This is a genomic window from Gemmatimonadales bacterium (assembly GCA_019637315.1).
Classification (GTDB): domain Bacteria; phylum Gemmatimonadota; class Gemmatimonadetes; order Gemmatimonadales; family GWC2-71-9; genus SHZU01.
In genome coordinates this window covers 235513-260121 of sequence record JAHBVU010000004.1, presented here as the reverse complement: position 1 = coordinate 260121, position 24609 = coordinate 235513, and the positions used below count along the sequence as shown (strand labels likewise).

At 66.5% G+C, this 24609-nt stretch carries 23 protein-coding genes; 9 read left to right on the top strand and 14 right to left on the bottom strand.

Annotation, left to right across the window (positions count from 1 at the left end; genetic code table 11):
• Position 1 precedes the first annotated feature (1 nt).
• Genes KF785_05985 through KF785_05960 form a run of 6 tightly spaced genes read right to left on the bottom strand, consistent with a single transcriptional unit; the run spans position 2 to position 5617 of the window.
• Positions 2 to 1105 (bottom strand): ABC transporter permease, encoded by a 1104-nt coding sequence (locus KF785_05985; protein MBX3146302.1) that lies wholly within the window; start codon positions 1103 to 1105, stop codon positions 2 to 4.
• A complete protein-coding gene (locus KF785_05980) occupies positions 1102 to 1845 on the bottom strand; it encodes an ABC transporter ATP-binding protein (GenBank protein ID MBX3146301.1) in 744 nt (247 codons plus the stop codon). The genes KF785_05985 and KF785_05980 overlap by 4 nt, the downstream gene beginning before the upstream one ends.
• A complete protein-coding gene (locus tag KF785_05975) occupies positions 1842 to 2804 on the bottom strand; it encodes an ABC transporter ATP-binding protein (protein ID MBX3146300.1) in 963 nt (320 codons plus the stop codon). Before KF785_05975 ends, KF785_05980 begins: the two co-directional genes overlap by 4 nt.
• The gene (locus KF785_05970; GenBank protein MBX3146299.1) at positions 2801 to 3718 is read right to left on the bottom strand and encodes an HlyD family efflux transporter periplasmic adaptor subunit; all 918 of its coding nucleotides are present in this window, start codon (positions 3716 to 3718) and stop codon (positions 2801 to 2803) included. The genes KF785_05975 and KF785_05970 overlap by 4 nt, the downstream gene beginning before the upstream one ends.
• A 4-nt stretch (positions 3719 to 3722) precedes the next feature.
• Positions 3723 to 5006, bottom strand: coding sequence for a TolC family protein (locus KF785_05965; GenBank protein MBX3146298.1), 1284 nt, complete (start codon positions 5004 to 5006; stop codon positions 3723 to 3725).
• The gene (locus KF785_05960) at positions 5003 to 5617 is read right to left on the bottom strand and encodes a TetR/AcrR family transcriptional regulator (protein MBX3146297.1); all 615 of its coding nucleotides are present in this window, start codon (positions 5615 to 5617) and stop codon (positions 5003 to 5005) included. Before KF785_05960 ends, KF785_05965 begins: the two co-directional genes overlap by 4 nt.
• 150 nt (positions 5618 to 5767) lie before the next feature.
• On the opposite strand from KF785_05960, the gene KF785_05955 reads away from it, so the two are divergent.
• Positions 5768 to 6184: a hypothetical protein gene (locus KF785_05955; protein ID MBX3146296.1), complete on the top strand. Its 417-nt coding sequence runs from the start codon at positions 5768 to 5770 to the stop codon at positions 6182 to 6184.
• Between the two features lie 168 nt (positions 6185 to 6352).
• Here the strand turns inward: KF785_05955 and KF785_05950 are convergent, their stop codons facing one another.
• Both KF785_05950 and KF785_05945 read right to left on the bottom strand, forming a co-directional pair.
• On the bottom strand, positions 6353 to 6988 hold the full coding sequence (locus tag KF785_05950) for a hypothetical protein (protein ID MBX3146295.1): 636 nt from the start codon (positions 6986 to 6988) through the stop codon (positions 6353 to 6355).
• A 7-nt stretch (positions 6989 to 6995) separates the two neighbouring features.
• Positions 6996 to 7784, bottom strand: a complete 789-nt coding sequence (locus KF785_05945) for a hypothetical protein (protein MBX3146294.1) — start codon at positions 7782 to 7784, stop codon at positions 6996 to 6998.
• Here KF785_05945 and KF785_05940 point away from each other — a divergent pair.
• Positions 7765 to 8376: a tetratricopeptide repeat protein gene (locus tag KF785_05940; GenBank protein ID MBX3146293.1), complete on the top strand. Its 612-nt coding sequence runs from the start codon at positions 7765 to 7767 to the stop codon at positions 8374 to 8376. The two genes, KF785_05945 and KF785_05940, sit on opposite strands and share 20 nt — an antisense overlap.
• A 5-nt stretch (positions 8377 to 8381) precedes the next feature.
• Here KF785_05940 and KF785_05935 read toward each other — a convergent pair whose 3' ends face one another.
• Positions 8382 to 9293: a YihY/virulence factor BrkB family protein gene (locus KF785_05935; GenBank protein ID MBX3146292.1), complete on the bottom strand. Its 912-nt coding sequence runs from the start codon at positions 9291 to 9293 to the stop codon at positions 8382 to 8384.
• A gap of 193 nt (positions 9294 to 9486) precedes the next feature.
• On the opposite strand from KF785_05935, the gene KF785_05930 reads away from it, so the two are divergent.
• Together KF785_05930 and KF785_05925 are read left to right on the top strand one after the other, a co-directional pair.
• On the top strand, positions 9487 to 9693 hold the full coding sequence (locus tag KF785_05930; GenBank protein ID MBX3146291.1) for an AbrB/MazE/SpoVT family DNA-binding domain-containing protein: 207 nt from the start codon (positions 9487 to 9489) through the stop codon (positions 9691 to 9693).
• Positions 9690 to 10067, top strand: coding sequence for a type II toxin-antitoxin system VapC family toxin (locus tag KF785_05925; protein ID MBX3146290.1), 378 nt, complete (start codon positions 9690 to 9692; stop codon positions 10065 to 10067). The genes KF785_05930 and KF785_05925 overlap by 4 nt, the downstream gene beginning before the upstream one ends.
• A gap of 9 nt (positions 10068 to 10076) precedes the next feature.
• Here KF785_05925 and KF785_05920 read toward each other — a convergent pair whose 3' ends face one another.
• From KF785_05920 to KF785_05910, 3 genes are all read right to left on the bottom strand, one after another.
• Positions 10077 to 11219, bottom strand: coding sequence for an aminotransferase class I/II-fold pyridoxal phosphate-dependent enzyme (locus tag KF785_05920; protein MBX3146289.1), 1143 nt, complete (start codon positions 11217 to 11219; stop codon positions 10077 to 10079).
• A gap of 173 nt (positions 11220 to 11392) precedes the next feature.
• Positions 11393 to 14203 (bottom strand): insulinase family protein, encoded by a 2811-nt coding sequence (locus KF785_05915; GenBank protein MBX3146288.1) that lies wholly within the window; start codon positions 14201 to 14203, stop codon positions 11393 to 11395.
• A 112-nt stretch (positions 14204 to 14315) separates the two neighbouring features.
• Positions 14316 to 16190 carry a hypothetical protein gene (locus KF785_05910; GenBank protein ID MBX3146287.1) on the bottom strand — a complete coding sequence of 625 codons (1875 nt, stop codon included), beginning with the start codon at positions 16188 to 16190 and terminating at the stop codon, positions 14316 to 14318.
• 117 nt (positions 16191 to 16307) lie between these two features.
• On the opposite strand from KF785_05910, the gene KF785_05905 reads away from it, so the two are divergent.
• From KF785_05905 to KF785_05895, 3 genes are all read left to right on the top strand, one after another.
• Positions 16308 to 17213 (top strand): SDR family NAD(P)-dependent oxidoreductase, encoded by a 906-nt coding sequence (locus KF785_05905; protein ID MBX3146286.1) that lies wholly within the window; start codon positions 16308 to 16310, stop codon positions 17211 to 17213.
• An 84-nt stretch (positions 17214 to 17297) separates the two neighbouring features.
• The gene (locus tag KF785_05900) at positions 17298 to 19655 is read left to right on the top strand and encodes a carboxypeptidase regulatory-like domain-containing protein (protein ID MBX3146285.1); all 2358 of its coding nucleotides are present in this window, start codon (positions 17298 to 17300) and stop codon (positions 19653 to 19655) included.
• A gap of 245 nt (positions 19656 to 19900) precedes the next feature.
• Positions 19901 to 21787, top strand: a complete 1887-nt coding sequence (locus KF785_05895; GenBank protein MBX3146284.1) for a hypothetical protein — start codon at positions 19901 to 19903, stop codon at positions 21785 to 21787.
• 69 nt (positions 21788 to 21856) lie between these two features.
• Here the strand turns inward: KF785_05895 and KF785_05890 are convergent, their stop codons facing one another.
• Both KF785_05890 and KF785_05885 read right to left on the bottom strand, forming a co-directional pair.
• Positions 21857 to 22276 carry a hypothetical protein gene (locus tag KF785_05890; protein ID MBX3146283.1) on the bottom strand — a complete coding sequence of 140 codons (420 nt, stop codon included), beginning with the start codon at positions 22274 to 22276 and terminating at the stop codon, positions 21857 to 21859.
• Positions 22277 to 22415: 139 nt separating this feature from the next.
• Positions 22416 to 23081 (bottom strand): pyridoxamine 5'-phosphate oxidase family protein, encoded by a 666-nt coding sequence (locus tag KF785_05885; protein MBX3146282.1) that lies wholly within the window; start codon positions 23079 to 23081, stop codon positions 22416 to 22418.
• 137 nt (positions 23082 to 23218) lie between these two features.
• Here KF785_05885 and KF785_05880 point away from each other — a divergent pair, with 137 nt between their 5' ends.
• Positions 23219 to 24064 (top strand): SDR family oxidoreductase, encoded by an 846-nt coding sequence (locus KF785_05880; GenBank protein MBX3146281.1) that lies wholly within the window; start codon positions 23219 to 23221, stop codon positions 24062 to 24064.
• Positions 24065 to 24153: 89 nt separating this feature from the next.
• Positions 24154 to 24465: a helix-turn-helix transcriptional regulator gene (locus KF785_05875; protein ID MBX3146280.1), complete on the top strand. Its 312-nt coding sequence runs from the start codon at positions 24154 to 24156 to the stop codon at positions 24463 to 24465.
• Positions 24466 to 24609: the final 144 nt, after the last annotated feature.

Sequence of the window (24609 nt, the reverse complement as noted above, 5' to 3'; positions counted from 1 at the left end):
GTTACCCCAGCCGGACGGCAAGACGCCGGGCGCTCAAGGTCAGCAGCGCGGTTGCCATCCCAACGAGAATCAGGGTTTCACGCCAGAGATGCTCGATGCCGACGCCCTTGATCATGATGCCTCGCACCACGACGACGAACCAGCGTGCCGGAACGATGTTCGACAGCGCACGGAGTGGTGCGGGCATGCTCTCGATCGGAAAGATGAACCCCGAGAGCATCATGGTGGGCAGCATCAGCCCCGCGAGCGCCGCCATCATTGCAACTCGCTGTGACGGCGCCATCGTCGAAATCAACACGCCGAGCGCGAGCGCAACGACGATGTAGAGCAGGCTCTCGGCCAGAAGGAGGGCCGGACTGCCGTTGATCGGCACGCCGAAGACGATGCGCGCTGCCGCGAGTACGAGCAGCACGTTGGCGAAGCCAAGCGCGATATACGGTATCACTTTGCCAACGACGATCTGCCAGGGCCGGAGGGGCGAAACGAGCAACACCTCCATGGTGCCCGTCTCCTTCTCTCGGGTGATCGAGATGGCGGTCATCAGCGCCGAGGTGAGTGTCAGCACGAAGGCAATCAGGCCGGGCACGAAGAGAAAGACACTCTCGAGCGTCGGGTTGAATCGCATCTGGACCTGCGGCACGATCCGCACCCGGGGCAACGCCTGCATCAGCTCGGCTTCGTACTGGCGGATCACCGACACCGCATACGCCTGCATGATGCTGCCCGTGTTCGGGTCGGTGGCATCGGTGATCAGCTGGATGACGACCGGCTCGCCGCGGGCGATCCGCTCCGCAAACCGGGACTCGAAGACGACTGCCTGACGGACTCGTCCACTCGCAAAGAGCGGCTCGAGTTCGGCTGTTGCCCCGACCGTGCCGACGATATCAAAGCTGGTTGTTGCGCCGAACCGGCTGCGCAGTTCGGTGCTTCGGTGGTCGGGCGTCGGGTCGACGATGGCGAGTCGGATGTTGTCGACCTCGGTGCGCACCGCGAAGCCGAATAGAAGGACCTGAAGCAGCGGCATCAGGACCAGGATGACGAGCGTCTGGCGATCCCGGAGCAGGTGCCAGGTTTCCTTCCGGATGAAGCCACGCAGGGCGCTCATGCGCTGGCTCCGGCAGGCCGGGCCAGGCGCACGAACAGCTCATCGACCGACCCGACGCCGTGCTCCTGCTTGAGGTCGCCGGGGCGGCCCATGGCGCCAATCCGGCCGTCGACCATGATGCAGATGCGATCGCAGTACTCCGCCTCATCCATGTAGTGGGTGGTGACGAAGACGGTTGTGCCCGCAGCGGCCGTCTCGTAGATCGATTGCCAGAACTGCCGGCGGGTGATGGGATCGACCCCGCCGGTCGGCTCATCCAGGAAGACGATCTCGGGCCGATGGAGCAGGGCGACCGAGAAGGCGAGCTTCTGCTTCCAGCCGAGCGGAATGGACCCGACGAGCTCCTTGGCCGCGTGGCCGAGCCCCAGCGTGGTCAGCATCTCGTCGGTGCGCTCGCGAATCACGGTGTTGGAGAGGCCGTAGATGCCGCCGTACAGCTGGATGTTCTCGCGAACCGTCAGATCCTCGTAGAGCGAGAACCGCTGACTCATGTAGCCGATGCTGCGGCGGATCCGCTCTGTTTCCCGGTACACGTCGAAGCCGGCGACTCGAGCCTGCCCCGAGGTCGGCGCCAGCAAACCGATCAGCATCCGGATGGCCGTGGTCTTGCCGGCGCCGTTGGCACCGAGGAACCCGAAGACTTCGCCCTTGTCGACGGTGAAAGAAATGGAGTCGACGGCGGTAAAGTCGCCGAATCGCCGGGTCAGCTCGCGGGTTTCGATGGCGGGCGCGGCCTTCACGATCGGATCCCTTCCGGCGCGCCCATCAACTCCATGAAACTGTCTTCGATCCCGGCCGGAATCGGTTCGATCGACACGCCCTCGAGGCCTTGGCCGCGCAGGTGGCGGGTGAGCTCGGCGCGGATCAGTTCGGGTGCGGCGTCCGTGCGTGCGTCCGTATAGTGAAGTTCCTCACCGAACGGGTAGACGCTCCGGGCGTGGTCGAACGCACGCAGCGCGGCAAGCAGCTCGACCCGACGGGGGTCGCGCACGGCAAAGAGTGGCAGCGGATACTGTGCGCCGATTCGACCGGGCGCGTCGATCATGAGCACGCGCCCCTTCTGGATCAGAGCGACCCGATCGCAGCGATCGGCCTCGTCCATATATGGCGTCGATACGACGATCGTCATGCCGCCCTGCTTGAGACTGTCGAGCAGATTCCAGAACTCACGGCGCGAGACAGCATCGACACCCGTCGTCGGCTCGTCGAGGAAGAGGATGTCGGGCCGGTGCACCAGAGCGCACGAGAGCGCGAGCTTCTGCTTCATGCCGCCGGAAAGCGCGCCCGCGCGTCGAGTCCGGAAGGGTTCGATCTGACGGTAGATCGGTGCGATGGCGTCATACTGCGCGGCCACCGTGGTGCCGAAGACGGCGGCAAAGAAGTCGAGATTCTCCTCGACCGTAAGGTCGGGATAGAGCGAGAAGCGGCCGGGCATGTATCCGATCCGGCGTCGCAGCTCCCAGAGGCCTTCGACCACATCGAGGCCGAGCACCTGGGCCGAGCCTGAGTCGGGCAGGAGCAGGGTGGTGAGAATCCGGAAGAGTGTGGTCTTCCCGGCACCGTCCGGACCGATGAAGCCAAAGAGCTCTCCCGTGCGGATCGAGACGGAGACCTCCGTCAGCGCAGGCTGGGCGCCGTAGCTCTTCGAGACACCCTGGACCATGACGGCGGTATCCGCCGCCGCGATCGGCGAGATCATCGACTCCCCGCTGCTGCGGCTGGCGTCGGGGTCAGCACGAGTTCTCCGGGCATGCCGATCTTGAGAGCACCGTCAGGGTTGGCCACCCTGATCTTCACGGCGTAGACGAGGTCGACTCGCTGCTTGCGAGTCTGAATCGGCGTGGGCGTGAACTCGGCCCGCGAGGCAATCCAGTTCACCTGGCCGCTGCGCTGGGCCAACACTCCCGCGCCGTGATCGAACTGGACAGTGACGGCCTCTCCGAGTCTGATCGCGGCCAGCTGATCGCCGCTGACGAAGGCGCGGAGAGTCAGGGTGTCGAGCCGGGCGACCTTGTAGAGCGGCTGCCCGGCCTGAACGATCTCGCCCTGCTCGACGTAGGTCGTCAGCACGGTGCCGCCGACGGGGGTCACGATGCTGCTCCGGGCGATTCGATCGTCGACGATTGCGATGCGGGCTTCGATCGCATCGATCTCACCCCGCGTGGTGCCGAACGAGGTGCGCGTTGCCGCGATCTGATCGGTCAGCGACCGGTAGTCTCGCTCGGCCCGATCGAGTTGCTGCGCCGTGGCGGCTTGGGCCGATGCCAGCCGTCGGGTCCGCGCCAGCTCGCGCTCGGCGACATCCCGCTGCGCAGAGAGCAGGGTGATCTGGGCGGAGACCTCGGTGGTCCTTGAGCGCGCCGACGAGCGGCGCGCGGCCAGCTCGCGGCGTTCGAGAGACAAGGGAATCGTGTCGACCAGACCGAGCGTCGAGCCCGGGGTCAGCTGGTCGCCTTCGCGAACGTCGAAGCGGAGCAGGCGGCCGGTCGTCTCCGAGGCGACGACCACTTCGTCGGCTTCGAAGGTCCCGTAGGCATCGGGCTGATCGGACCGGCAGCCGGCTGCGGCCAGGATCGTGGCGAGCGCAGCAATTGAAGAACGAAGCGTAGTCATGGCGTTACCGTGCGTCGATGCCGAGTGTGGTCAGATAGCGAGCGTGGGCCTGGGCCAGCTCGACCCGATGGCGTTGCGCCGCGAGTCGGGCGCGCAACACCTCAGTGCGGGCCTGGATGTAATCGGCGGCTGTGATCACACCTTCGTCGAGCTGAACCCGCGCGCGCCGCTCGACCTGCTCCTCCAGCAGGATGATGCTGCTGTCGGAGGTGATGGCTGCCTCGAGGCGCCGCATCGTGGCGAGGTCGTGCTGGACCGCGCGGTCCAGCCCCCTGGCAAAGGCTGCCTGTTCTGTCTCGACAACTTCCCGCTGGAGGGTCAGGACTTCCTTCTGTCGCGCGGTGGAGCCCCAGTTCCAGGGCCGCCACTCGAACCGCACCCCGGCTCGCCAGAACGGGTCCGCGGTGGGACTGAACTGATTGAGACCGGGGTTGCCGTATCCGCCGGCACCGAATGCCATCAGTCGCGGTCGTCGCTCGGCGTCGAGTGCGCTGGCTTCGCTGGCCAGGCGATCGCGCGTGCGCGAGAACTGGGCGAACTCGGGCCGTTCATGAACCGAGTCGCGGGTCCCTGCAGCGGCTACCGCTGAGGCGAGATCCGGCAGGACCAGGACGGCAGCAGTTGGGATCTCGCGATCGGTCAGTCGGGCCAGTACCGCCAGGGCCGCCTCTCGGGAGGACCGGGCATCGTCACGGAACTGCCGGATCCGCAGCCGTTCCGCAGCAAGGGCTGCGGTATCGGCGGGCAGGGCGGCTCCCTCCCGAACCCGCACCCGAACAACCGTCAGGCGCCCTTCGAGGTCGTCGGCGACAGCGGCGAGCTCGGCGTCGCGCTCCTGGAACAGGAACGCGGTGAAGAAGGCGGCATTGACCTCATCGCGGAGGCGGTACTGCGCGGTGCGCACCGATTCCCTCGACTCGGCCAGCCGGGCCCGTTCGACTGCGCGCCGAGCTTCGATGGCGCCGCCATCGTAGAGGAGCTGATCGGCCTGAACGGAGGTCAACCACTGTTCCTTGGGCGGCATCGGCGGCTGGATCGGCGAGCCGTCGAGGGTGATGTGGGTGATGTCCGATTGCGCCGTCGCTTCGCCCGACACTGTCAGGCGCGGCAACCGCTCGGCGCGCAGGTTGCGAAGCCGGAGCGCAGTTTGTGATTCCAGCAGCTCGAGCTGGCGACCCCGCGGGTCGCGGTCGCGGGCGGCGGCGGTGAGCGTCTCCAGGCGGAGGGTGTCCTGGACCGGGCCGCCTGCCGCGACGCCCAGAAGCGAGAGCGTGGCAAGGAGGATCATGGTCGAAGCCCGTTGCGGATGAAGGTGGGCAGCGCGTGCTGCCGCTCGGTCAGGTAAGCATCGAACCGATCGCCGCCGATTCCGAAGATCACGTCGAGCATCGGACGGACCAGGAACGGAAAGATGATCATCGACACCATGTTGATCAGAAAATGCTCGGCCCGGATGGGGCGGAGAGCGCCGTCGCGGGCGCCGGCGTCGAGCTGCTCCTGCAGCGCGGCAAGCGCGGCACCGCTCGGCCGCGGCAGCAGCAGCGCGGCCCGTTCGGGGTCGGCGTGGAGCTCGCTGATCAGGTAGCCCGGCAGGTACGGCCTGGCTCGCAGGAACCCGATGTAGCGGGCGACGATCAGCTCGATCTTCTCCTCGAGCGGCAGGGTCGAGCCTACCACCTCGAAGACCGTCGGAAGCAGGTTCGACGCGGCGGTTCGAAAGACCGCATCGGCGAGGGCCTGTTTGGTACCGAAGTAGTAGTGGAGCAGCGCCTTGTTGACCCCGGCTTCCCGGGCGATCTCCTGCATCCGGGCGCCGGAGGTGCCGCGCCGCATGAAGACGGTGTGGGCGGCGGCAAGGATGCCGTCTCGGGTGGCGGGGTCGGTGGCGACTGTGGTCATGTCCTAACCATCTGGTTAAACCGTATGGTTAAGTTGAGTCGGCATGGCGGATTCGTCAATAGGTGGCCTAGTTTTCGGCGTTTGTGCGGGGGTAGGACGGGATCCCGTCACCGGGTTGGGATCCTTCGGCGGGAAGGAGACAGGCAACGCATGTCAGATCTGATGTTGGGGCTGGTCGTCGGGCTCGCGGCCGGAGTTCTGGTCGGGATGGCGCTGCTGGCACTCGGTCGCGGCCGCCGGGAGCGGGAGGTGCGCCGGGACGCGGTGCAGCGGAGCGAGGCGGTGATTGCCGGTAAGGTGGCGGAGCAGCTGCTGCCGTATCTCCCCGGCTTCGCTTTCAATCCCAAGGATGTGCGGTTTCTTGGCTCGCCGGTCGACCTCGTCGTCTTTGATGGCTTGTCGAGTGGTGCGCTCGAGCGGGTCGTCTTCGTCGAGGTCAAAACCGGAGAGGCCACCCTCACCAGGCGTGAGCGCCAGCTGCGCGACATCGTCGCGGCCGGGGGGGTCGAGTGGATCGAGTGGCGGGTGGCGCTACCGGCGAGATCGGCGGCGCCAGCCCAGGAGTAGAAGGCACGAGGTCGAACGTCTCGTGTGGTTCCGACACCCCGTCCAACGCAGCGGAATGGCGGCTCGTCACCGGCGCCGTCAACCGAGTCATCTCACACCATCGCGCCGGGCTGGCCTTCCCGGATCTGGGGCCGGACAGAGTTGCCATCTGTCCGACCCCTCGGCGGCTCAGCGGGGAAGCACGCCAACGATTCCCGTCAGGATCAGCGCAACAGCCCACACCAGGTCGACATTGATCCACCAGCGGCGAAGAAATCCGACGCCGATCCAGCGATAGACGCTCCAGGCAAGCAACCCGGTTACTACCAGGTACGCAGCGCTGTGGACCAGCGTCGGCAGGAACAGATCGACATTGCTGCCCGCCAGCGCAGCGCCTCCGTGGCCTCCGTGATGGCTTGCCGTACTGTTCCCGCGCATCGCAAAGGGCACCACCATGAGGCCGGCGCCGTGTGCCGAGGCCATCACGAACGACCAGACGGCCAGCTGGCGCGCACCGACTCGCATACCGCTCCGCGGGGTCGGGTGCCGGGACGACACCAGGCGGTAGATCCCGAACCCGATCAGCGCGAGTCCCCCGATGCGCCCCAGCCATTCGAGTGAGACCACGGCGCTCAGCACCACTGCCACGCCGAGCGCGGCAGCCACGGCGCCGGCGTGACCGACCGCCAGGGGCAGCAGGGCCCGCCACGCCGCCCGCTCGGTGCGCTCCTGCATGGCAAGCGCCGTTGCAAAGAGCCATCCCATTGCGGGGTTGATGCCGTGCCAGGCGCCGAGCGCAGCCACTGTTGCGAATCCATCGGTCATGGTGTCCTCAGGCCGCGAAGCAGAATGAGTCGGACGAAGCGTCGCCGCCCTGGAGGCGGACCTGATGGGCCCGCATGCCGTGGTCGAAGCGCACCAGGAAGCGCTCGTCGAAGGTGATTCCCCCGTTCGGATCGGCGTCGAGCTTGACCATCCAGCCCTCGATCCCGTCCGGGTAGAACTGCGCATCCCAGGGCGAGTAGAGCGAGTTGGTCAGGAAGATGCGGCGACCGTCGCGACTGATCTCGACCATCTGCGGGCCGCCGTTGAGGGGCCGGGTCGGGTCGGCCGGGTGCGGGGTCCGACGCACGATGCCGCCGATTCGCGCAGAACCAATGAACCGCGGGTTGAAGGGATCGGAAACGTCGTACTGGCGAATCTCGCCCGTGCCCCAGCACGAGACGTAGAGGTAGCGATCGTCGAGTGACAGATTGATGTCTGTTACCAGCGGTGGCACGGCGCCAAACGGCTGGAGCGCCGGAGGGAGCAGGGCCGGGTCGCACGGCTCGGCCGGAATCTCGATCACCTTCTTTGCCTTCCACTCTCGCTTGGATCCAGCACCGTCAGTCAGGTACCACATCCAGATCGAGGCCGACAGGTCCTTGGTGGAGACCACGACACCGACGAAACCGTACGCCTTGGTCGGATCGTGGGCGGGTCGAAGCTCGAGCACCATCTGGTGCTCGGCCCCCAGGTCGAGCCGCTGCTGATGCTTGCCGGTGCTGAGCTCCCAGACATGCAGCGCATGCCCGTACTGATTGGCCAGCAGCAGCTCCGGATTGAGTCCCTGGGTCACCATGTTCGGCGGGCTTCGACGGGGCGATCCCGAGGAGGCGGAAACGTATGCTCGCCAGGCCAGGGCCATCAGCCTTCGCGCGAATGGGCCTGATCACCCGAGTGTGGTGTCGATCGACGAGCTGCTGGGCCGGATCCTGCTCGCGACGAGGCGTCATCAGGATGGGTTGGCCTTGCTGCGCAAGGCGCTCGCTGACCGACGCCGCCTACATGGCAATGCCGATCCGCGGGTGGCTGGGGCGTTGACGACCCTGGCGCAGGAACTGCAGCGCCATGGAGATCCAGTCGGTGCGGAGCGGGCGATGGAAGAGGCGCTCGCGATCCGTGTCGCGACGTGGGGTGAGGACGCGCTGCTGGTGGCGTGGACCCACCGGCTGCTTAGCGAGCTCCGGCTCGAGCGCGGGGACCTGACGGGCGCATCGGCCAGTCTGGATCGGGCCGTTGCCATTGCCGGCAACCGGTTGCAACCTGCGCATCGGGACATGCAAGCACTCTACCGTGCGCTGACGGTGCTGCACGAGCGCACCGGCCGCACGGCCGAAGCGGCCCGGTTCCGTTCTAAACTGCGTGCGGACGCCCTCACTGGGCTGCGTTAGCCCGACTACGCGGTGTCCTCCTCGACGATCTCGGTTCGCACCTCGACCGCGCCGCGTGCAGGTACGATATCGCCTTCACGGTGCTCGACCAGCGCCCGGGTCAGTGCTGCGCCGAACAGGCTGATCATCGCGGAGTAGTAGACCCACATCAGGATCAGCACGAGCGCGCCGGCCGCTCCGTAAGCGGAGGCCGGCCCGGCCCGGGTGAGATACTGCGAAATAACGACTTGGCCAAGCACAAAGAGCACTGCCGTCAGCAGCGAGCCATGCCAGGCCTGCTTCCAACTGACCTTGACGTCTGGCAGGACGCGAAAGATCAGCACGAAGAGTAGCGTGACAACACCAAGCGACACGATCAGGTCGACCACCGCGAGCACCCACCCCGGCACCGGTATCCACTCCTCGGCGAAATGTACGGCTGCGGTGACGGCGATGGTGATCAGGAACGATGTCAGCATGACGAACCCGATGCCGAGCACCATGCCAAAGGAGATCAGGCGGGTCAGGAGAAAGGCGAGCACGCCGCTCCGCGACGGCTTGGCCTTGACCTCCCAGATGTTGTTCAACGAGGTCTGCATCTGGGCAAACACGGTCGTGGCGCCAATCAGCGTCAGCACGATGCCGATCACGGTCGGCAGCAACCCCGCCCGCTCGATCCGGGACCGGTCGACCGCATCTTCGACGGTAGCTGCGGCACGGGGCCCGATCAGCTCTTCGATCTGTCCGGCAATCCGGCCCTGCGCGGCGTCTTCGCCGAAGAAGGCGCCGGTCATGGTGATCACGATGATCAGCAGGGGGGCCATCGAAAACAGGGTGTAGAACGCGAGCGCTCCCGCCGCCTGGGTTGCGTTGCGGTCGGACCAGATCCTTACCGATCGTCTGAGTATTCGCCACCCCGTTGCAAACCGATTGCGCATCGTGATCCTTCCTCGTCCGTGTGGCCTCGGGGGCAGCTTGAGCTCGACGTTACAGGCGTTGACGCGCGACGTGAGTTCGTCCACACATACGGGCTTGCCATGGCGGCGAGGGGCTGGGCCGGCGGGCAAGTCCGCTTGTCGATCTCGATCGATCGTTATATCGTATTACGAGTATGTCATCGATGAGGTTGTTATGTCGGTCGTCACAGTTTCGCCGAAGTTCCAGGTCGTGATTCCCCGGGCGATCCGGGAGCAACTTGGCCTCGAGCCTGGACAGAAGGTGCAGGTCCTGCAGTACGAGAACCGAATCGAGTTCATCCCGATCCGGTCGATCCGGTCGATGCGGGGTGCCCTGAAGGGCATCGACACCTCTGTGCCCCGCGAAAAGGATCGGGTGTGAACCTGGTCGACTCATCGGCCTGGTTGGAGTACTTCGCCGGGACTTCCAATGCCGGCAAGTTTGCGGCGGCTGTGGAGAACGTCGACCGTCTGATCGTGCCGACGATTGTCCTGACCGAAGTGAGCCGCCGCGTCATGCAGCAGCGGGGGGAGGACGACGCATTGCAGGTTGCTGCACTGCTGCACCAGGGCACGATCGTGCCCCTGGACGCAGCGCTCGCGTTCAGCGCCGCACAACAGGGGATTCTGCACAAACTGCCTCTTGCCGACAGCATCATCTATGCAACGGCCGGGCGCTACGAGGCAGTCGTGTGGACAATGGACGCGGACTTTGCCCGTCTGCCGAACGTCCGCTACTACCCGAAGCGATCGTAAAAAGCGGCCCTACAAGCGCTGCAACCGTTCGACCGCTGCCTGCAGCATATCCTCGGTCTTGCAGAAGGCGAACCTGGTATAGTCGCGGCCCATTTCCGGATCCGAGAAGAAGCTGGTGCCCGGCACGGTCGCCACACCACCTTCGACCGTGAGCCACCGTGCAAACTCGTCGGAGCGAAGCTTCTTGATGGCGGTAAAGTCGGCCAGGATGTAGTACGCGCCTTGCGGCGCCTCACACTTGAACCCGGCCCGGTTAAGGGCGCCGACGAGCAGGTCCCGACGGGCCCGGTAGTCGCGTTCGAGGCTCTCGTAGTAGTCGCGGCCGAGTGTTTCCATAGCCACGGCCAAACCCTCCTGAAGCGGTGCTGGCGCACCGACCGTCAGGAAGTCGTGCACCTTCCGGATCGCGTCGGTGACGCTCGCGGGCGAGATGATGGTGCCGATGCGCCAGCCCGTGATGCTGAAGGTCTTCGATGCGCCGCTGATCGTGACCGTGCGGTCCCGCATCCCGGGCAGCGTGGCAACCGGGATGTGCTCGCCCTCGTAGTAGATGTGCTCGTAAATCTCATCGGTAATCGCCCAGACATTGTGCTGCTCGCAGAGCTCCGCAATCGCGGTCAACTCGGCCCGCGTCAAGACTCGACCCGACGGATTGCCGGGTGTGTTGACGATGATTGCGCGAGTCTTCGTGGAGAATGCCCGAGCCAGCCGATCCAGATCGAGCGGCTCGCCTGGCATCATCGGCACAAAAACGGGTGTGGCTTCAGAGAGGATGGCGTCTGGGCCGTAGTTCTCGTAGAACGGCTCCATCACGATGACCTCTTCACCGGGGTCGACCAGCGCCAGCATGACCGCCGCCATCGCTTCGGTCGCTCCGCAGGTGACGGTGATCTCGGTTTCCGGATCGACCGTCATGCCATACCACTCGGCGTACTTCCGGGCCAGCGCGTCGCGCAATCGTTTGGAGCCCCAGGTGATGGCGTACTGGTTGATGTCTTCACGGATGGCTTTGGCGGCGGCCTCCTTGAGCACATCGGGGGTCGGGAAGTTCGGGAAACCTTGTGCCAGGTTGATCGCCCCATGCTGGGTGGCGAGCCGGGTCATTCCGCGAATCACGGATTCGGTGAAGGTGTGGGTGCGGCGCGCTGGCATGAGGTCCGAGGCGGTGAAGAGATTCGAGCGTGGGGCAGTGGATGCTGGAAAGTAGAGGTGCGCCCCTATCGGCACGAGGGGGGCGCCGAACGAGCTCGAAGGCGATGCGTAAGAGACGCCTCCGGGTGGTTGAAGGGGGCGGGGAAGTTGTCCTCCCCGCCGTCGTGGCGCCCTCAGGGCGTCCGGCTGGTTTCCGGTACCAGGGTGACCCGGACGTGGTTGCTGCGATCGAGGTAGCGCACGGCCGCCTGCTTGAGCCTCTCGGCAGTCAGTAACGGGAGCAGGTCCGCCGTCACGAGGATGCCGCGGAAATCCTCACCCGTCTGCTCATAGCCGGACAGCTGACCAAGCCAGAAGCCGTTCTCGCGCAGGCTGGTTTCGCGGGTGCGGACGGTCGACTCCCGCAGCTTGACGAGTTCGTCGTCGGTCGCGCCAGTGCGCTGGAGCGCGTCGATTTCGGCCCACACCGCGGCGACCAGTTCGTCGACCCGATCCGGCGCGGAGCCGAAGCCCACGCTGATCGAATACTCCTCTCGCGGCACCTTAGTGGGCGACGCGCTGACCGACGCCCCGTAGGTTCCGCCGAGGTCCTCGCGAAGTCGCTCGCGGAGCCGGAGGTCGAGCACATCGGCCAGACTGCGAATCACGAACCGCTCTTCCCGGGAGTACGGGAAGGCGCCCGAGAAGACCAGCTGCGTCTGACTGCGCGGTTCGAGGCCTCGCACGACCTGGCGCTCGATCACGCCCGTTGGCGGACGGATGCCGACATCGCGCCACTGCTCGGTGCGCTGACGGGAGGGCAGATTGCCGAGGTAGGTCTCGACCAGGGGCCGGATGGCGTCCAGCGTAAAAGCACCGACGATGACGAAGGTGAAGTCGCCGGCATCGCCGAAGCGGTCGCGGTAGACCCGATACGACCGGTCGAGATCGAAGGAATCGACGACGGCCACGCTGATCGGGCGAGTGCGCGGATGGTGCTGCGTGAGCACGACCGTCAGGGTGTCGCGGAACGCGGTTGCCGGGTTGGCGCTGCGATTGGCCAGTGCAGCTCGCGCGTTGGTCTTGAAGGCCTCGAAGGCGTCGCGGTCCCGGCGCGGCGCGGTGAACTGGAGATAGATCAGCTGAAAGAGCGTTTCGAGATCCTGCGGCGATGCCTGGCCTTGCAATCCCTCGTAGTAGCTCCCGATGTAGGGCGAGACCGAGACGGCCTTGCCCGCAAGCTTCTTCTGCAGGTCGACGGCCGAAAAATCACCCAGCCCGCCCAGGCCGATCAGCTGCGTAGCAAAGGTCGCGGCAGCGTACAGGCTGTCGGGGACGACCGAGGTGCCGCCGGGGCTGGAGGCGGTCAGCAGCACCTCGTCCGCTTTGAAGTCGGTCGGCTTGAGCACCACCCGAATGCCGTTCGGCAGAGTCCAGGTCGTCACCCCGAGGAGCGAGTCGGTCGTGACGCTCGCCACGGGTCGCGGTGCCAGGCTCGCGGTTACCAGCGGCTCGTCCGAGACGTTGTCCTCGTAGGCCGCGACCTCAGCCCGTTGGACTCGATCGAAGAGGGCGAGCAACGCGCGCTCGTCGGGAATCTGCGCCGCCGCCTTCTCCGGCGCGTTGACGAGCAGCACGCGATCCTTGCCGTCGAGCCAGACTCGCGCGGCACGATTGACCTCATCGAGCTCGATTGCGGGCAGCAGTCGCTTGACCAACGCCAGCTCGTAGCCAATGCCCGGAATGGCTTCGCCGGTCAGGAAGTGTCGCACGTACTCATCGGCGTAGCGCACCGACTCGGTGTTGGCGCGCTCGGCGTAGGCGCGTTCATAGCTGCGCAGCAGGTCCTGTTTGGCTCGATCGAGCTCGGTGGCCGTAAAGCCGTGCCGCTCGACCCGCTCGGCCTCGGTCAGGACGGCCTCGAAGCCGCGGGCAATCCCGGTGTCGGACACCGCCGCACCCAGGAAGAAGGCGCGAGTGCCGCGGACCAGACGGCTGGCGCCACCGCCCGCCCCTAGGAACGGCGGGTTGGGCCGCTGGGTCAGCTCATCGAGCCGGGCATTGAACATCATGGCGTACAGCGCATCGACCAGGGACTCGCGGTAGGCCGCTTCGGACGGATCCACATCGCCGGGTTCGAGATAGTAGACGCTGATGCTGGTGCTGGTTGCCTCTGGATCGGTCGCGATCGCGACGGCGGTCGAATCGCGCCGCGGAATCCGATAGTCGACCCTTGGGCGCTTGGTTCGCGGACTGCGGATCTTGCTGAAATGCGTCTTGATCAAAGCCGTCACGGCGGCGACATCGAAGTCGCCGACCGCCACGACCGCCATCAGGTCAGGCCGGTACCAGTCGCGGTAGTAGCGGTTGAGCGCACCAGGCGCGAATCCCTCGAGCGATTCCCTGGTGCCGATCGGCAGCCGGTCCCGGTAGCGCGAGCCGCGAAACAGGACGGGAAACTGCTGTCGGAACATCCGATTCGAGGCGTCCTGGTCGAGTCGCCACTCTTCGATGACGACGCCGCGTTCTTTGCGGATCTCGGCAGTGTCGAAGCTGACCCCGTGGGCCCAGTCCTCCAGAATCTGCATCGCGGTGTTGAGCAGATGGGCGCTGTCGGTCGGGACCTGCAACTGATAGATGGTTTCATCGAACGAGGTGCTGGCGTTGAGGTCGGCCCCAAACCGCATCCCGATCCGCTCGATGTAGTCGACCAACTCGTGCTTCTCGAAGTTGACCGTACCGTTGAACGCCATGTGCTCGACGAAATGGGCCAGGCCCAGCTGGTCGTCGTCCTCGAGCAGTGAGCCGGCGTTGACCACCAGGCGCAGCTCGGCGCGAGCGGCAGGTCGACTGTTCTTGCGGACGAAGTAGCGCAGGCCGTTGGGCAGGGTGCCGGTTACGACGGCGGAGTCGAGCGGCAGCGGAGTGACGTCGGCGCGCTTCGGGACCGCCTGGGCCAGAGCGCTGGTTGCCAGCAGGGTCGAGATGACGATGAACTTCAGCATTGATACCGCCCCACCCATCCAAGTGAACGCCGCGAGCGACCGGCCCCGGGGCCGGTCGCCCTTCCCTCAAGGAAGATACGCGGGTGGCAGGGGTGCGAGTTTCCCCTCCGGCTCAGTTCGCGCCCTTCACGCTGGCAAGGATGGTGCGAACTCCCTCGCCGCAGAGGGGTGCGCCGACGTCTCCGCCGGTGGCGGTAATGGTCCAATTGGTTGCGGCTGACACGGTGGGTGCCCAGGAGTCGGTCCACCCGGTCACCGTGCTGAAGTCGGGCAGTCCAAGGGTCACAGTGGTCGAGGCTGCCCACGCTGCGGTGCCGATCACGTTGACCAGCCTCGGCGCTCCGGGGCCGGTCTGCAGATAATGGAGCGTGACGTCGTGGTCGTAGTCGACGGGCATGGCAAAGACGGCCTGGAGGCGTTTGTACCCGCCGGGCAGCACCGTGATGGCCGGCGCGCCGAGCAGCCCACCAAGCGCCAGCGTGCGATTGGCCATCGTGTGGAACGAGACTTGGATGACTCGGCTCGTTGTCGGCGTGGCGGCAGCAAGGTTGACGAGATGGTAGTCGGTCGGGCGTTGCAGGGCCGACGGAATCCCGAAGACTGCATGCGCAGCAGCCGCTGGTGACGACTGATACATCATCAGCCCTCCGTCGCAACTGGTGCGAGTCAGGTAGCGGACCGTTTCGAGCATTCCCTCGCCGGCCAGGCCGGTGACCGTGAAGGTGGCCGTGGCCGGAGGGTGGGCCTCGGTCGATCCGAAGTCGAGGGTGCCGAGTGACCCGCCGCTCGGCAGGTTGATGTCGCGTCTGACGATGACGCGGTCCGCGGTACTGGGCAGCCCGCCGAGCCGGTAGGCAATCAGATCGCGCTCGCCAGGCAGCACGCCGGGGATGCTGAACGTCGAGGCGAGTGGGGTGGCCATGCTGAAGGCGCGGCCCAGGTTGAGGAACACGGCCTGCGAGCCGGTCATCCCGGCCACCGTGCCGGTCACGATCTTCGGGCCCAGCTCGCTTGGCATGCAGAACTGGATCGGAGCGCGGCTCATCTGGGCGCGGGTCATGAACTGCACGTTGGTGGTCGTGGCCGCGGCGGCGGATTGACGCACGACATAGGCAAACGCGCCGGTGGGGGCGGTGATGGAGAACCGGAACAGATTGGTTCCGGTTACCCGGGTCCAGGGCCCGGTTCCATCCTGATAAGCGACCCAGATCGCATAGGGTTGACCGCACCCGACGAAGTCGAGGGTGACTTCGCCGGTCGCGGTGGCGGGAACGACCACGACCTGGAGCATGACGGTCCGATCGAGCAGCGCCGGTGAAGTGCCGCGAACCGTGAGCGTGTAGGTGTTGGGCACCACGGCCGCCGAGACGATAACCGTTACGGTGACGGACGTCCCGGTCGTGGTGGAGGGGTCGAGGTTTGCCGTCATGCCGGCGGGTGCGTCTTCGACGGTCAGGGCCACGGGGCCCGAGAACCCGCCGGTCCGGGCGATGGTGACGGTGACCTGACCGATGGCGCCCTGCTCGATGGTCACGGGAGACCCGGTTATCGACAGCTGATAGTTGGGCTGGGGTGCCGCGGTAACCGTGAGGTCGAGGGCGATGGTGGCGTCGGTGACGCCCGCGCCGCGGGCCCGGATCGTGATGTCATAGCGCCCAGGCACGGCACTCGTCGTTGCCGTATAGGTGATGACCGTCGTGGTGCGGGTGCCTTCCGTCGTGGGCGGGGAGTAGGTCGCGTTGACAGCGTTGGGCAATCCTTCGGCCGTCAACATCACGGGGCCGGTAAAGCTGCCATGCCGGGTGACAATGTAGGTAATCGATACACTCACACCCTGCTGGACCGCCGTGATCGTGGTGTTCGCCACGAGGGTGATGCCACCGGGGTCGCCACCGCCGGGAGGCGGTTCGGTTGTGCCGCTCCCGCAGGCGGTGAGCAGTACGAGGGCGGCCGCCAGGGCCGCCACAGGTTGGTTGAAACGCGACATCAGGACTCCTCGCGAAGGACGACGATCCCGCCCACGTTCCTTTACGCCGAAAGCCGGACCGGGCCGTCATCGCTGCCAGACTGGCCCGGTGCCCGGGGCAGGGGTACCTTCGCTGCTATGCCATACTCCAGCCCGTTTCGTCGCTTCGTCTCGCTCCTGTTGGTTCTCGTCGCCGCCATCGGCTCCACCGTCCAGGCGCAGTCGGCGCGGCCGGCGCCAGGCCAGCAGGTCATCCTGGTTACCGGGGCAACCAGTGGCCTGGGCCGGGAGGTGGCGCTCCGGCTCGCTGCTCGTGGAGCCCACGTCATCCTCCACGGCCGCGATTCGGCACGTGGCGCCGAGGTGCTGGCGGAAATCCAGGCGGCGGGCAAGGGCAGCGCCCGGTTCTACGCTGCGGACCTGTCGGTTACTGCTGCGGTGCGTCGCTTCGGCGAGACGATCCTCGCGGATTACGACCGTCTCGACGTGCTGATCAACAACGCCGGAATCGGCACCGCCCCCGACGAGCGGGAGGTGACGGCGGACGGCTATGAGTCGCGCTTCCAGGTCAACTATCTCTCCGGGTATCTGCTGACTCGGACTCTGTTGCCGCGCCTGCTGGCGAGTGCGCCCTCCCGCATCGTCAACGTCTCCTCGCTCTCGGCCGCGCCGATCGACTTCGACGATGTGATGATCGAGCGGGAGTTCACGGGTCGGCGCGCCTACGGTCAGAGCAAGCTGGCCCAGATCATGTACACCATCGATCTCGCGGCTGAGCTGGAAGGCAAGGGCGTGACCGTCAACGCGCTGCACCCAGCCACGCTGATGCCTACCGGGATGGTAGCCCGGGGAGGCTTCGCGCCTCGATCGACGGTCGATGACGGGGCTCGCGCCGTACTGCAGCTGGTGCTCGAGGACGTCGGGACCGGGAAGTTTTACAACAGCATGGAACTCGGCAAAGCGCACCCGCAGGCGTACGACGCCGAGGCGCGTGCGAAACTCAAGCAGGTCAGCGACCGGCTGACGGGGCTCGCCGGACACTGACGACGCCCGCGGTCGGCGTCGCGTAGTCGGTCGTCGACGGCAGGTGCGGCTCCTGTCGTTGAGCGGCACGATCGGAGGCAAATCATGAACAACAATCGACGGTGGTGCGGTCTGCTGCTGGTTGGCGCCGCGCTCCTGACCTCGGATCTTGCTGCGCAGGCGGTGCGGGTTCGGGCGACCGAAGAAGGCCGTGCTGTTGCGGGCGCCCTGATTTCGGTCCGGGATGGCGAGGCCACCATCGCCCGTGCTCTGACGGACGAGGGCGGGCGGGCGCTCTTGCCGCTGCCTCGCTCGGGTCGCTTCGAGTTGCGCGCCGACCGGATCGGCTATGCCGGCGTTACCGGCATCGGCTTCGAGGTGAGCGGCACCGATACGGCCTCGGTGGCGGTGGCCATGCCGAGCGACCGGGTTCTCCTCCCTGAGATATCCGTTGCGGGCGGTTCCTCGGTCTGTCGGCTCGATCGCGAGGGGAGTTCGCAGCTGATGACCCTCTGGGCCGAGGTCAGCAAGGTGCTTCAGCGCACCGAGGTGACCCGCACCTCGCTCGAACCCCTGCTCGAGCTCACCCGCTTCGAGCGCGACCTGAATCCCGAGCTCCAGATTCGCGCCGAGCGATCGACCAGGCAGCAAACCCGGGCGGCCCGGCCGTTTGTGTCAGTCGAGCCGGCGCAGCTCATCAAAGAGGGCTTCGTCACGAAGCAGGATGCGACGACTTGGTTCCACGGGCCGGACGCGCCGCTGCTCCTTTCCAACGAGTTCATGGAGACGCACTGCTTCCGCGCGGTGCCAAGTCGAACCCCGGGCGACGGGCTGATCGGTCTCGGATTCGAGCCGACCCGCGGCCGTCGGGTGCCGGAGATCACCGGGGTCCTCTGGCTGCATCGCGAAAGCGCTGAGCTGCGGTTGCTCGAGTTTCAGTTCGTCAACTTCAGCGGACGGACCGGACACGAGGGCGGGCGGATCGAGTTTGCGCGGCTGCCGGGCGGCGGCTGGATCGTGAGTGACTGGGTCATCCGCATGCCGATTCTGGTCGAGCGACGGGGGAATACGGCCTTCGCAGGCAGCGATCCTGTGGTCGGCTTTCGGGAAACCGGGGGCACGGCGCAACTGCTCGACCTCGCACCGACCAACCGGGCCCTTGTGACCGGCGTCGTCTTCGACTCGATCCTTGGGGCTCCGCTGCGTGGGGTCGAGGTCTCACTCGGCGGCAGCGCCTACCGGGCCACGACCGACTCTGCGGGCGTCTACCAGATCGAGACGACGACGCAGGGCAGCTTCCTGATCACCACCTCGCATCCGCGTTTCGCGTCGCTCGGCATCGAGCCCAAAGGGGCGGCCTCGCTGACCCGAGGCCGCACCGCGACGGCCAACATTGCCACGCCTTCGGCCGCGACGCTGCTGCGGTCATGCGCGGCAACCACGATCGACTCGACCTCGAAGACGATGCTGACCGGCGTGGTCCGGGACAGTGCCGGCGCCGGAGTGCCGGGCACCCGGCTCGATCTCTCCTGGGGCGCCAATGCCGCGCGTCGCCTGATTGTGCGGACGGACGGCGAGGGGCGCTACCGGGTCTGCGGCTTGCCGGCCGACGGCGACATCTGGCTCAGAGGACCTGCTCCGCAGATGGCAACGCCGCACTGGATCTCGCTGCGGGAGGGCAGCGTGGCAGCGCACGACGTGATCCTGCGCCACCCTGCCGACGACGCCGAAGGTCGCCCGGTGCAGGTCGTGGTTCAGGCCGATAACGCACCCGTCGCCGAGGCGCTGGTGAGATTGCATCCGCTGGGCGACACGGTGCGAACCGACCGGGAGGGCCGAGCGACACTCGGGCAGGTGCTTCCAGGTCGGTACCTCGTCGACGTGCGCGCTCTCGGCTATCAGATTGCCACCGCGCCGGTCGAGGTGGACGGCAGCAGGGGCGCGGATGTCAGTGTTGGCCTCGAACGGGTTGCGCAGCACTTGGCCGGCGTCGAGGCCAGAGCAGCAGCGCCCTCGGTACGGACCTCGGTGCGCATGGCTGAACTCGAGATGCGGCGCCGGTCGGGCTCGGGGCGGTTCATCATGCGGGAGGAACTGGCCCGGCGCCCCGAGTCACGACTCACGGACGTGCTGCGGCGGCTGCCCGGAGTCCGATTCGTTCTCTTGCCGCTTCCGTGTACTGGTTATGCGCCTGCGTCGATGCGTCGCGGCATTGGCGAGCTGCCCGTGCCCTGCCAGATCAATGACCCACCGACTGCTGCGCACGTCAAGGCTTGTCTGATGTCCATCTACGTCGACGGGATGCCCTTCTGGCGTCGCGGTGACGGCGACCTTCCCAATCTCGACGACTTTCACCTGCAGACGGTCGAGGCCGTCGAGGTTTATGCCGGCTCCGCGGCGGTGCCTGCCGAGTTCAGCGGGGTCGGGTCGGAGTGCGGCGTCATCGCGATCTGGGTGCGGTAAGTACAACGGTGTGGGGTTGGGAGGCGAGGGGCGCTCCCGGTTCCGCCTGGCGCTGCGGTCGCGCGAGTGCGGGAGAGACGGTGGAACGGCGGGGGCGCCGACCGGGGCGCTGGCGGCGGAACCGGGAGCGCCCCTCGCCTCCCGACCCGGAGCAGGGAAGTGGGGCGTGACGGTCGCGAGCGACCGACTGCGCAATGTGCCAGGCAGGATCCGATGTCTGGCACACTCGCGTCCCGGAGCTCCCTATGTGGCGGTCCCCTCGGCAGGTTCTCGGCGGTGGTGCAGTCGTCTCGTTGGTGGTCGTACTTGCAGTCGGGTGCAGCTCCGGGCCTGATCCGGATCCTGACCCTGACCCGCAGTCGATCTCGCTGGCCCTCAGCATGTCGGGAGCGACCGTGGCCCCGGGCGGGCTGGTACCGGTCACGGCGACACTGACCAGGCAGGGAGGCTATAGTGGGACCGTCACCTTCACGGTGGTCGGCGCTCCGGCCGGGGTGACCGGCTCGGTTGCCAACGTGCAGACCAGCGGCAGCACCACCACGGCGACGGTCACGATCCAGACCTCGGTGGCGACACCGGGAGGCACTTATCCGCTGACCGTCCGGGCCAGCGGCTCGGGCGTTACCGATGCCACGGCGACGTTCAACCTGACGGTCGCGGCGGCCGGGAGTTTCGGTCTGACGGCCAACCCGAGTACCCTATCGCTGGCGCGCGGAGCCAGCAGCACGGTCGCCATCGCCGTCGGTCGCTTGGGCGGCTTTACCGGCAGCGTCTCGCTTGCCGTGCAGGGCGCGCCATCCGGAGTGACGGCGACCCTCAATCCCACCAGCACCACGGGCACCACGGCATCGCTCGCCATCAGCGTCGGCGCTGGCGCAGCCCTCGGGGCCAGCACGCTGACCGTGCGCGGCACTGCCGATGGCCAGCCCGAGCGAACGGTGCCGATCCAGCTTACCGTTACCGCAGCAGGCGGAGGCACTGGCGCCTCGTTCATCATCGGGTGTCTCAGCCCGGTCTGGGCCGCGTATCAGGATGGCGATGGCGCCTGGACCCAGGTGACCGGGACGCTGCAGGGGGCCTACAACTTCAACATCAGCGGCGCGCGCGGCAGCTTTGCCTTCGCGACGGCGTCAGGTACGCAGGCGGCGGTAACGGTGATTCGAATGACGCGGGCCGAGATTACGGCGGCGCCGCAGGACTACTGCAGCCAGCTTCCCGGCGCGACCAAGTTCATCAACGGCAGCGTGGCGGGGCTGGCTACCGGCGACAATGCCCAGATCTGGCTCGGCGGTGCGGGCGTGTCCCGCTCGAACAATCAGGTCTTCTCGATCGTGGGCATCGCGAATGGTGCGCAGGATCTGGTGGCCTTCCGGCGCAGCAACCTGGCGGTGTCGCCCAACCCGAGCCGGGGAATCATTCGGCGGGATCTCGACGCTGCCAATGCCAGCACGCTGCCGGTGGTCGACTTCGGGGCGGCCGAGTCGTTTGCCCCTGGTACCGCGAGCTTCGTGGTGCCCAACTTTGCGGCGGGTGAGTCGATGGCGCTCACCATGGCGTATCGGACGGGAGCGGCCTGCACCTTCGCGCAGCTCTATCAGGTCGCTATGACTGGTCAGGCCGCGAGTCCCGTGGCAGTCGAGGGAATCCCGGCGTCTGCTCGCCGCGCATCGGATACCCATGTGGCGACCATCACGGCGGTGACCGGCAGCCCACTGCCGACGGCAGCGCGGCTGGTGCAGGAAAACTTCGGTGCCCTGGCCAATCGGACCATGACGCTGCCGCCACCGTTGGGTGTGCCGGCGATCACCACGCCGGCAGGTCCGTACAAGCGGCTTCAGGGCGTCTATCAGCTGCCGGACGTCTTCACGGGCGGGACATCGTTCCAGTACTTCTCGCTCAGCCCCATCCGCACCGTGGTGATCTCGGCCACCGCTGCCTGGGTAGGGGGCACCACGGCCACGATGGCGATGCCGGATTTCAGCGGGGTGGCGGGCTGGAACAACGATTGGGCGCCTGCCTCGGCGTCAACGGGCTCGTGGGCGGCTCAGGGAGTCGGCTCGAACTTCACCGCTCAGAACCTCTGTCAGGCGGATGGCCGGCTGGTATCGTCGGATCAGCGCGGCTCGTTCTAATCGGAGGGAACTGCCTAACACGACACGAGGCCGGCCCGCAGCGGACCGGCCTCGCTGTTTATACCGGGCTTAGCGAACGAAGGTGTCGAGCCAGAGCAGTACGATCGTCGGTTCCTGGCCCGGGGTGTTGGTGGCCTGGAACTTTGCGAGACGCAGTCGGTAAGCTTTGCCCGTTTCGAGCGGCACCGCCACCGAGTCCTGACTGCCGTTCTCAGGTGGGGTTCCGTACCTGATCGGTGGCAGCATCTTGTTGTCGAGGTTGGTGACCCGCCAGATCGATGCCGTATCGTCGGCCGGGTGGATGCTCAGAAGGCCCGCGCCGCATTCGGGCAGCCAGGAGAAGCTCGGGGTCAGTCCCTCGCCTGTATTGACCGTCGACACGTTGACGCAAGCCGCAGTGTCGCCGGGGTCGATCGAGGCGACCGGGTCGCTGCAAGCGCCTGCCGCCAGGGTCAGGCCAAGAACCGTCATGCTATTCAAGTACCGCATCGGACACTCCCTACGTTCGTAATTCAAGCGAAACTTAAGCCAAAACGCGGCCCGCCGGGGCTCGCCCGACTGTCGCAGGACCGCCGATCAGCATTTCCAGGGCGACACACGACAGCGGCGACGCCCTGATGGCCGATATCTAATCGCGGGCGGGGGCTGGACCGGTCCAGCTGGCCACGTGATCCGGAACCGCGATGCCGGGGCCGAGCCGGGGGTCAGGGGCCGGGGCGCCAACGGCCACGGTGAGCGGAATGACGCCGGCCCAGATCGGGAGGGCGTAGTCCTCCTCGTCGTCCTTGGGCGGCCCGGTCCGGACCTTGGCCGAGGCCTCGTCGATCTCGAGGCGGAGCAGGGTGGTGGCCTTCCGCTCCTGGGCCGTCATCGGGCGGAGCGTGGCCCAGCGACCGGGCAGCAGATGCTCGACGAAGCGCTCGAGCGCCGCTGCCAGCTCCGCATCGTCGTCGACCCGCTGGGCCCTGCCGAAGAGCATGGCGGAGCGGTAGTTGATCGAGTGGTTGAAGGCAGAGCGGGCCAGCACCAGTCCGTCGGTGTGGGTCACCGTCAGGCAGCACTCGACCCCGCCGCTGCCCAGGGTGCGCAGCATGCGGCTGGCAGAGGATCCGTGGAAGTAGACGTGATTGCCCTCACGCCAGTAGGAGGTCGGGGTGACGACCGGGCGGCCCTCGATCAGGTAGCCGACGTGGCAGATGAAGCCGCCATCGAGCACCGCGTAGAGCGAGTCGCGGTCGTAGTGGCCGCGATCGGGGAGGCGCTTGACGCGGGTGAATGGGGTTGGGCCGGTCACAGGCAGCTATCCGGAGAGAGACGACTGAAGTTTAACGGCATCGAACGACCTGGTGACGCTCGTGAACCAGCTACTTTCGGAAACCTGCTGGCGCTTGTATAACCAAGGATCCACAGCTCGAACCCGGGAGGTCACGCATGCTCATTGCGGTATCAGCGGCCACGGGCCAGCTCGGCCGCCTCGTCATCGAGCGCCTGAAGGCAAAGGTGCCAGCTGCGAACATCGTGGCGCTGACCCGGTCTGCCGAGAAGGGTGCAGACCTTGGCGTCAGTGTGCGGGTAGCCGACTATGCCAAACCCGAGACGCTCGGCCCTGCGCTGGCCGGGGTGGATACGTTGCTGCTGATCTCGTCGAATGAGATCGGCCAGCGGACGCCGCAGCACAAGAACGTGATCGCGGCAGCCAAGCAGGCCGGGCTTGGCTGGATCATCTACACCAGCCTGCTCCGAGCCGACTCCTGGCCGATCGACCTGGCAATCGAGCATTGGGAAACCGAGCAGATGCTGGCGGCATCGGGCATCCCGTACACGGTGCTCCGGAACAGCTGGTATCACGAGAACTATGCCGGCGCGATTGCCGGCGCTCGGGCGACCGGTGCCCTGCTCGGTAGTGCCGGCGACGGCAAGATTTCCTCGGCGGCGCGGGCCGACTACGCCGATGCGGCAGTGGCGGTGCTGACCGGCACCGGGCATCAGGGCAAGACCTACGAGCTGGCCGGCGACACCGCCTTCACGCTTGCGGACCTGGCGGCTGAAATCTCCCGCCAGCTCGGCCGCGAGATACCCTATCGGAACCTGCCGGTCGACGAGCTGGCAAAGGTGTTGGCGAGCATCGGCGTGCCGGAGCCGATTGCGGGGATGATGGCGCGCTGGGAAGCAGGCACGGCGGAGGGCAGGATCTTCGATGACGGCCGCCAGCTGTCGCGGTTGATCGGTCGCCCGACGACACCGGTGGCGGCTACCGTGCGGGCGGTGCTGGGCTGAAACGGCACCGCGAGGCTGGAGCCACCCCAGCATCATCGTCGGATCAGATGCTCTTGACAGCAGTTCATTGGTTTGATAACTATCAAACTATGACTGAGTCGCTGCTTGCCAAAGGTCAGTTCGAGCGAATCGCCAAGGCGCTCGCGGATCCTCGCCGGTTCGGCTTGCTCGAGTCGATCGCGAGCGACGAGACCTATCCGTGCCAGCAGCTCTGCCGGGACTTCCCCGTCAGCAAGGCGACCATTTCGCACCACCTGAAAGAACTCATCAGGGCCGGACTGGTCGACGCGGAACGACAGGGCCAGTACCTGAACTACCGGGTTCGACGCGACGTGCTGGCCGCTTACGGGGCCGAGCTGCTGCGTCGAACCACTCCCGCCGCATTGCAATCACCCAGCTGACCAAACCCAATCCAGAAGCAGGCTAAGATGTTGTGGGCTAACCGCTTTCGTGTCGCTTACCAGTTCGATAGTAATAAAACTGTAATACCCATTCCATAGACTTGTCGAGCGCGAGGTGTCGTGGTCGAATCGGCCGCGACGCAT

Excerpts from the sequence above, each read along its gene's own strand:
- KF785_05985 (MBX3146302.1), bottom strand. The coding sequence starts at position 1,105 with ATGAGCGCCCTGCGTGGCTTCATCCGGAAGGAAACCTGGCACCTGCTC.
- KF785_05975 (MBX3146300.1), bottom strand. The coding sequence starts at position 2,804 with ATGATCTCGCCGATCGCGGCGGCGGATACCGCCGTCATGGTCCAGGGT.
- KF785_05970 (MBX3146299.1), bottom strand. The coding sequence starts at position 3,718 with ATGACTACGCTTCGTTCTTCAATTGCTGCGCTCGCCACGATCCTGGCC.
- KF785_05965 (MBX3146298.1), bottom strand. The coding sequence starts at position 5,006 with ATGATCCTCCTTGCCACGCTCTCGCTTCTGGGCGTCGCGGCAGGCGGC.
- KF785_05960 (MBX3146297.1), bottom strand. The coding sequence starts at position 5,617 with ATGACCACAGTCGCCACCGACCCCGCCACCCGAGACGGCATCCTTGCC.
- KF785_05955 (MBX3146296.1), top strand. The coding sequence starts at position 5,768 with ATGTCAGATCTGATGTTGGGGCTGGTCGTCGGGCTCGCGGCCGGAGTT.
- KF785_05950 (MBX3146295.1), bottom strand. The coding sequence starts at position 6,988 with ATGACCGATGGATTCGCAACAGTGGCTGCGCTCGGCGCCTGGCACGGC.
- KF785_05945 (MBX3146294.1), bottom strand. The coding sequence starts at position 7,784 with ATGGTGACCCAGGGACTCAATCCGGAGCTGCTGCTGGCCAATCAGTAC.
- KF785_05935 (MBX3146292.1), bottom strand. The coding sequence starts at position 9,293 with ATGCGCAATCGGTTTGCAACGGGGTGGCGAATACTCAGACGATCGGTA.
- KF785_05930 (MBX3146291.1), top strand. The coding sequence starts at position 9,487 with ATGTCGGTCGTCACAGTTTCGCCGAAGTTCCAGGTCGTGATTCCCCGG.
- KF785_05920 (MBX3146289.1), bottom strand. The coding sequence starts at position 11,219 with ATGCCAGCGCGCCGCACCCACACCTTCACCGAATCCGTGATTCGCGGA.
- KF785_05915 (MBX3146288.1), bottom strand. The coding sequence starts at position 14,203 with ATGCTGAAGTTCATCGTCATCTCGACCCTGCTGGCAACCAGCGCTCTG.
- KF785_05910 (MBX3146287.1), bottom strand. The coding sequence starts at position 16,190 with ATGTCGCGTTTCAACCAACCTGTGGCGGCCCTGGCGGCCGCCCTCGTA.
- KF785_05905 (MBX3146286.1), top strand. The coding sequence starts at position 16,308 with ATGCCATACTCCAGCCCGTTTCGTCGCTTCGTCTCGCTCCTGTTGGTT.
- KF785_05900 (MBX3146285.1), top strand. The coding sequence starts at position 17,298 with ATGAACAACAATCGACGGTGGTGCGGTCTGCTGCTGGTTGGCGCCGCG.
- KF785_05895 (MBX3146284.1), top strand. The coding sequence starts at position 19,901 with ATGTGGCGGTCCCCTCGGCAGGTTCTCGGCGGTGGTGCAGTCGTCTCG.
- KF785_05890 (MBX3146283.1), bottom strand. The coding sequence starts at position 22,276 with ATGCGGTACTTGAATAGCATGACGGTTCTTGGCCTGACCCTGGCGGCA.
- KF785_05880 (MBX3146281.1), top strand. The coding sequence starts at position 23,219 with ATGCTCATTGCGGTATCAGCGGCCACGGGCCAGCTCGGCCGCCTCGTC.
- KF785_05875 (MBX3146280.1), top strand. The coding sequence starts at position 24,154 with ATGACTGAGTCGCTGCTTGCCAAAGGTCAGTTCGAGCGAATCGCCAAG.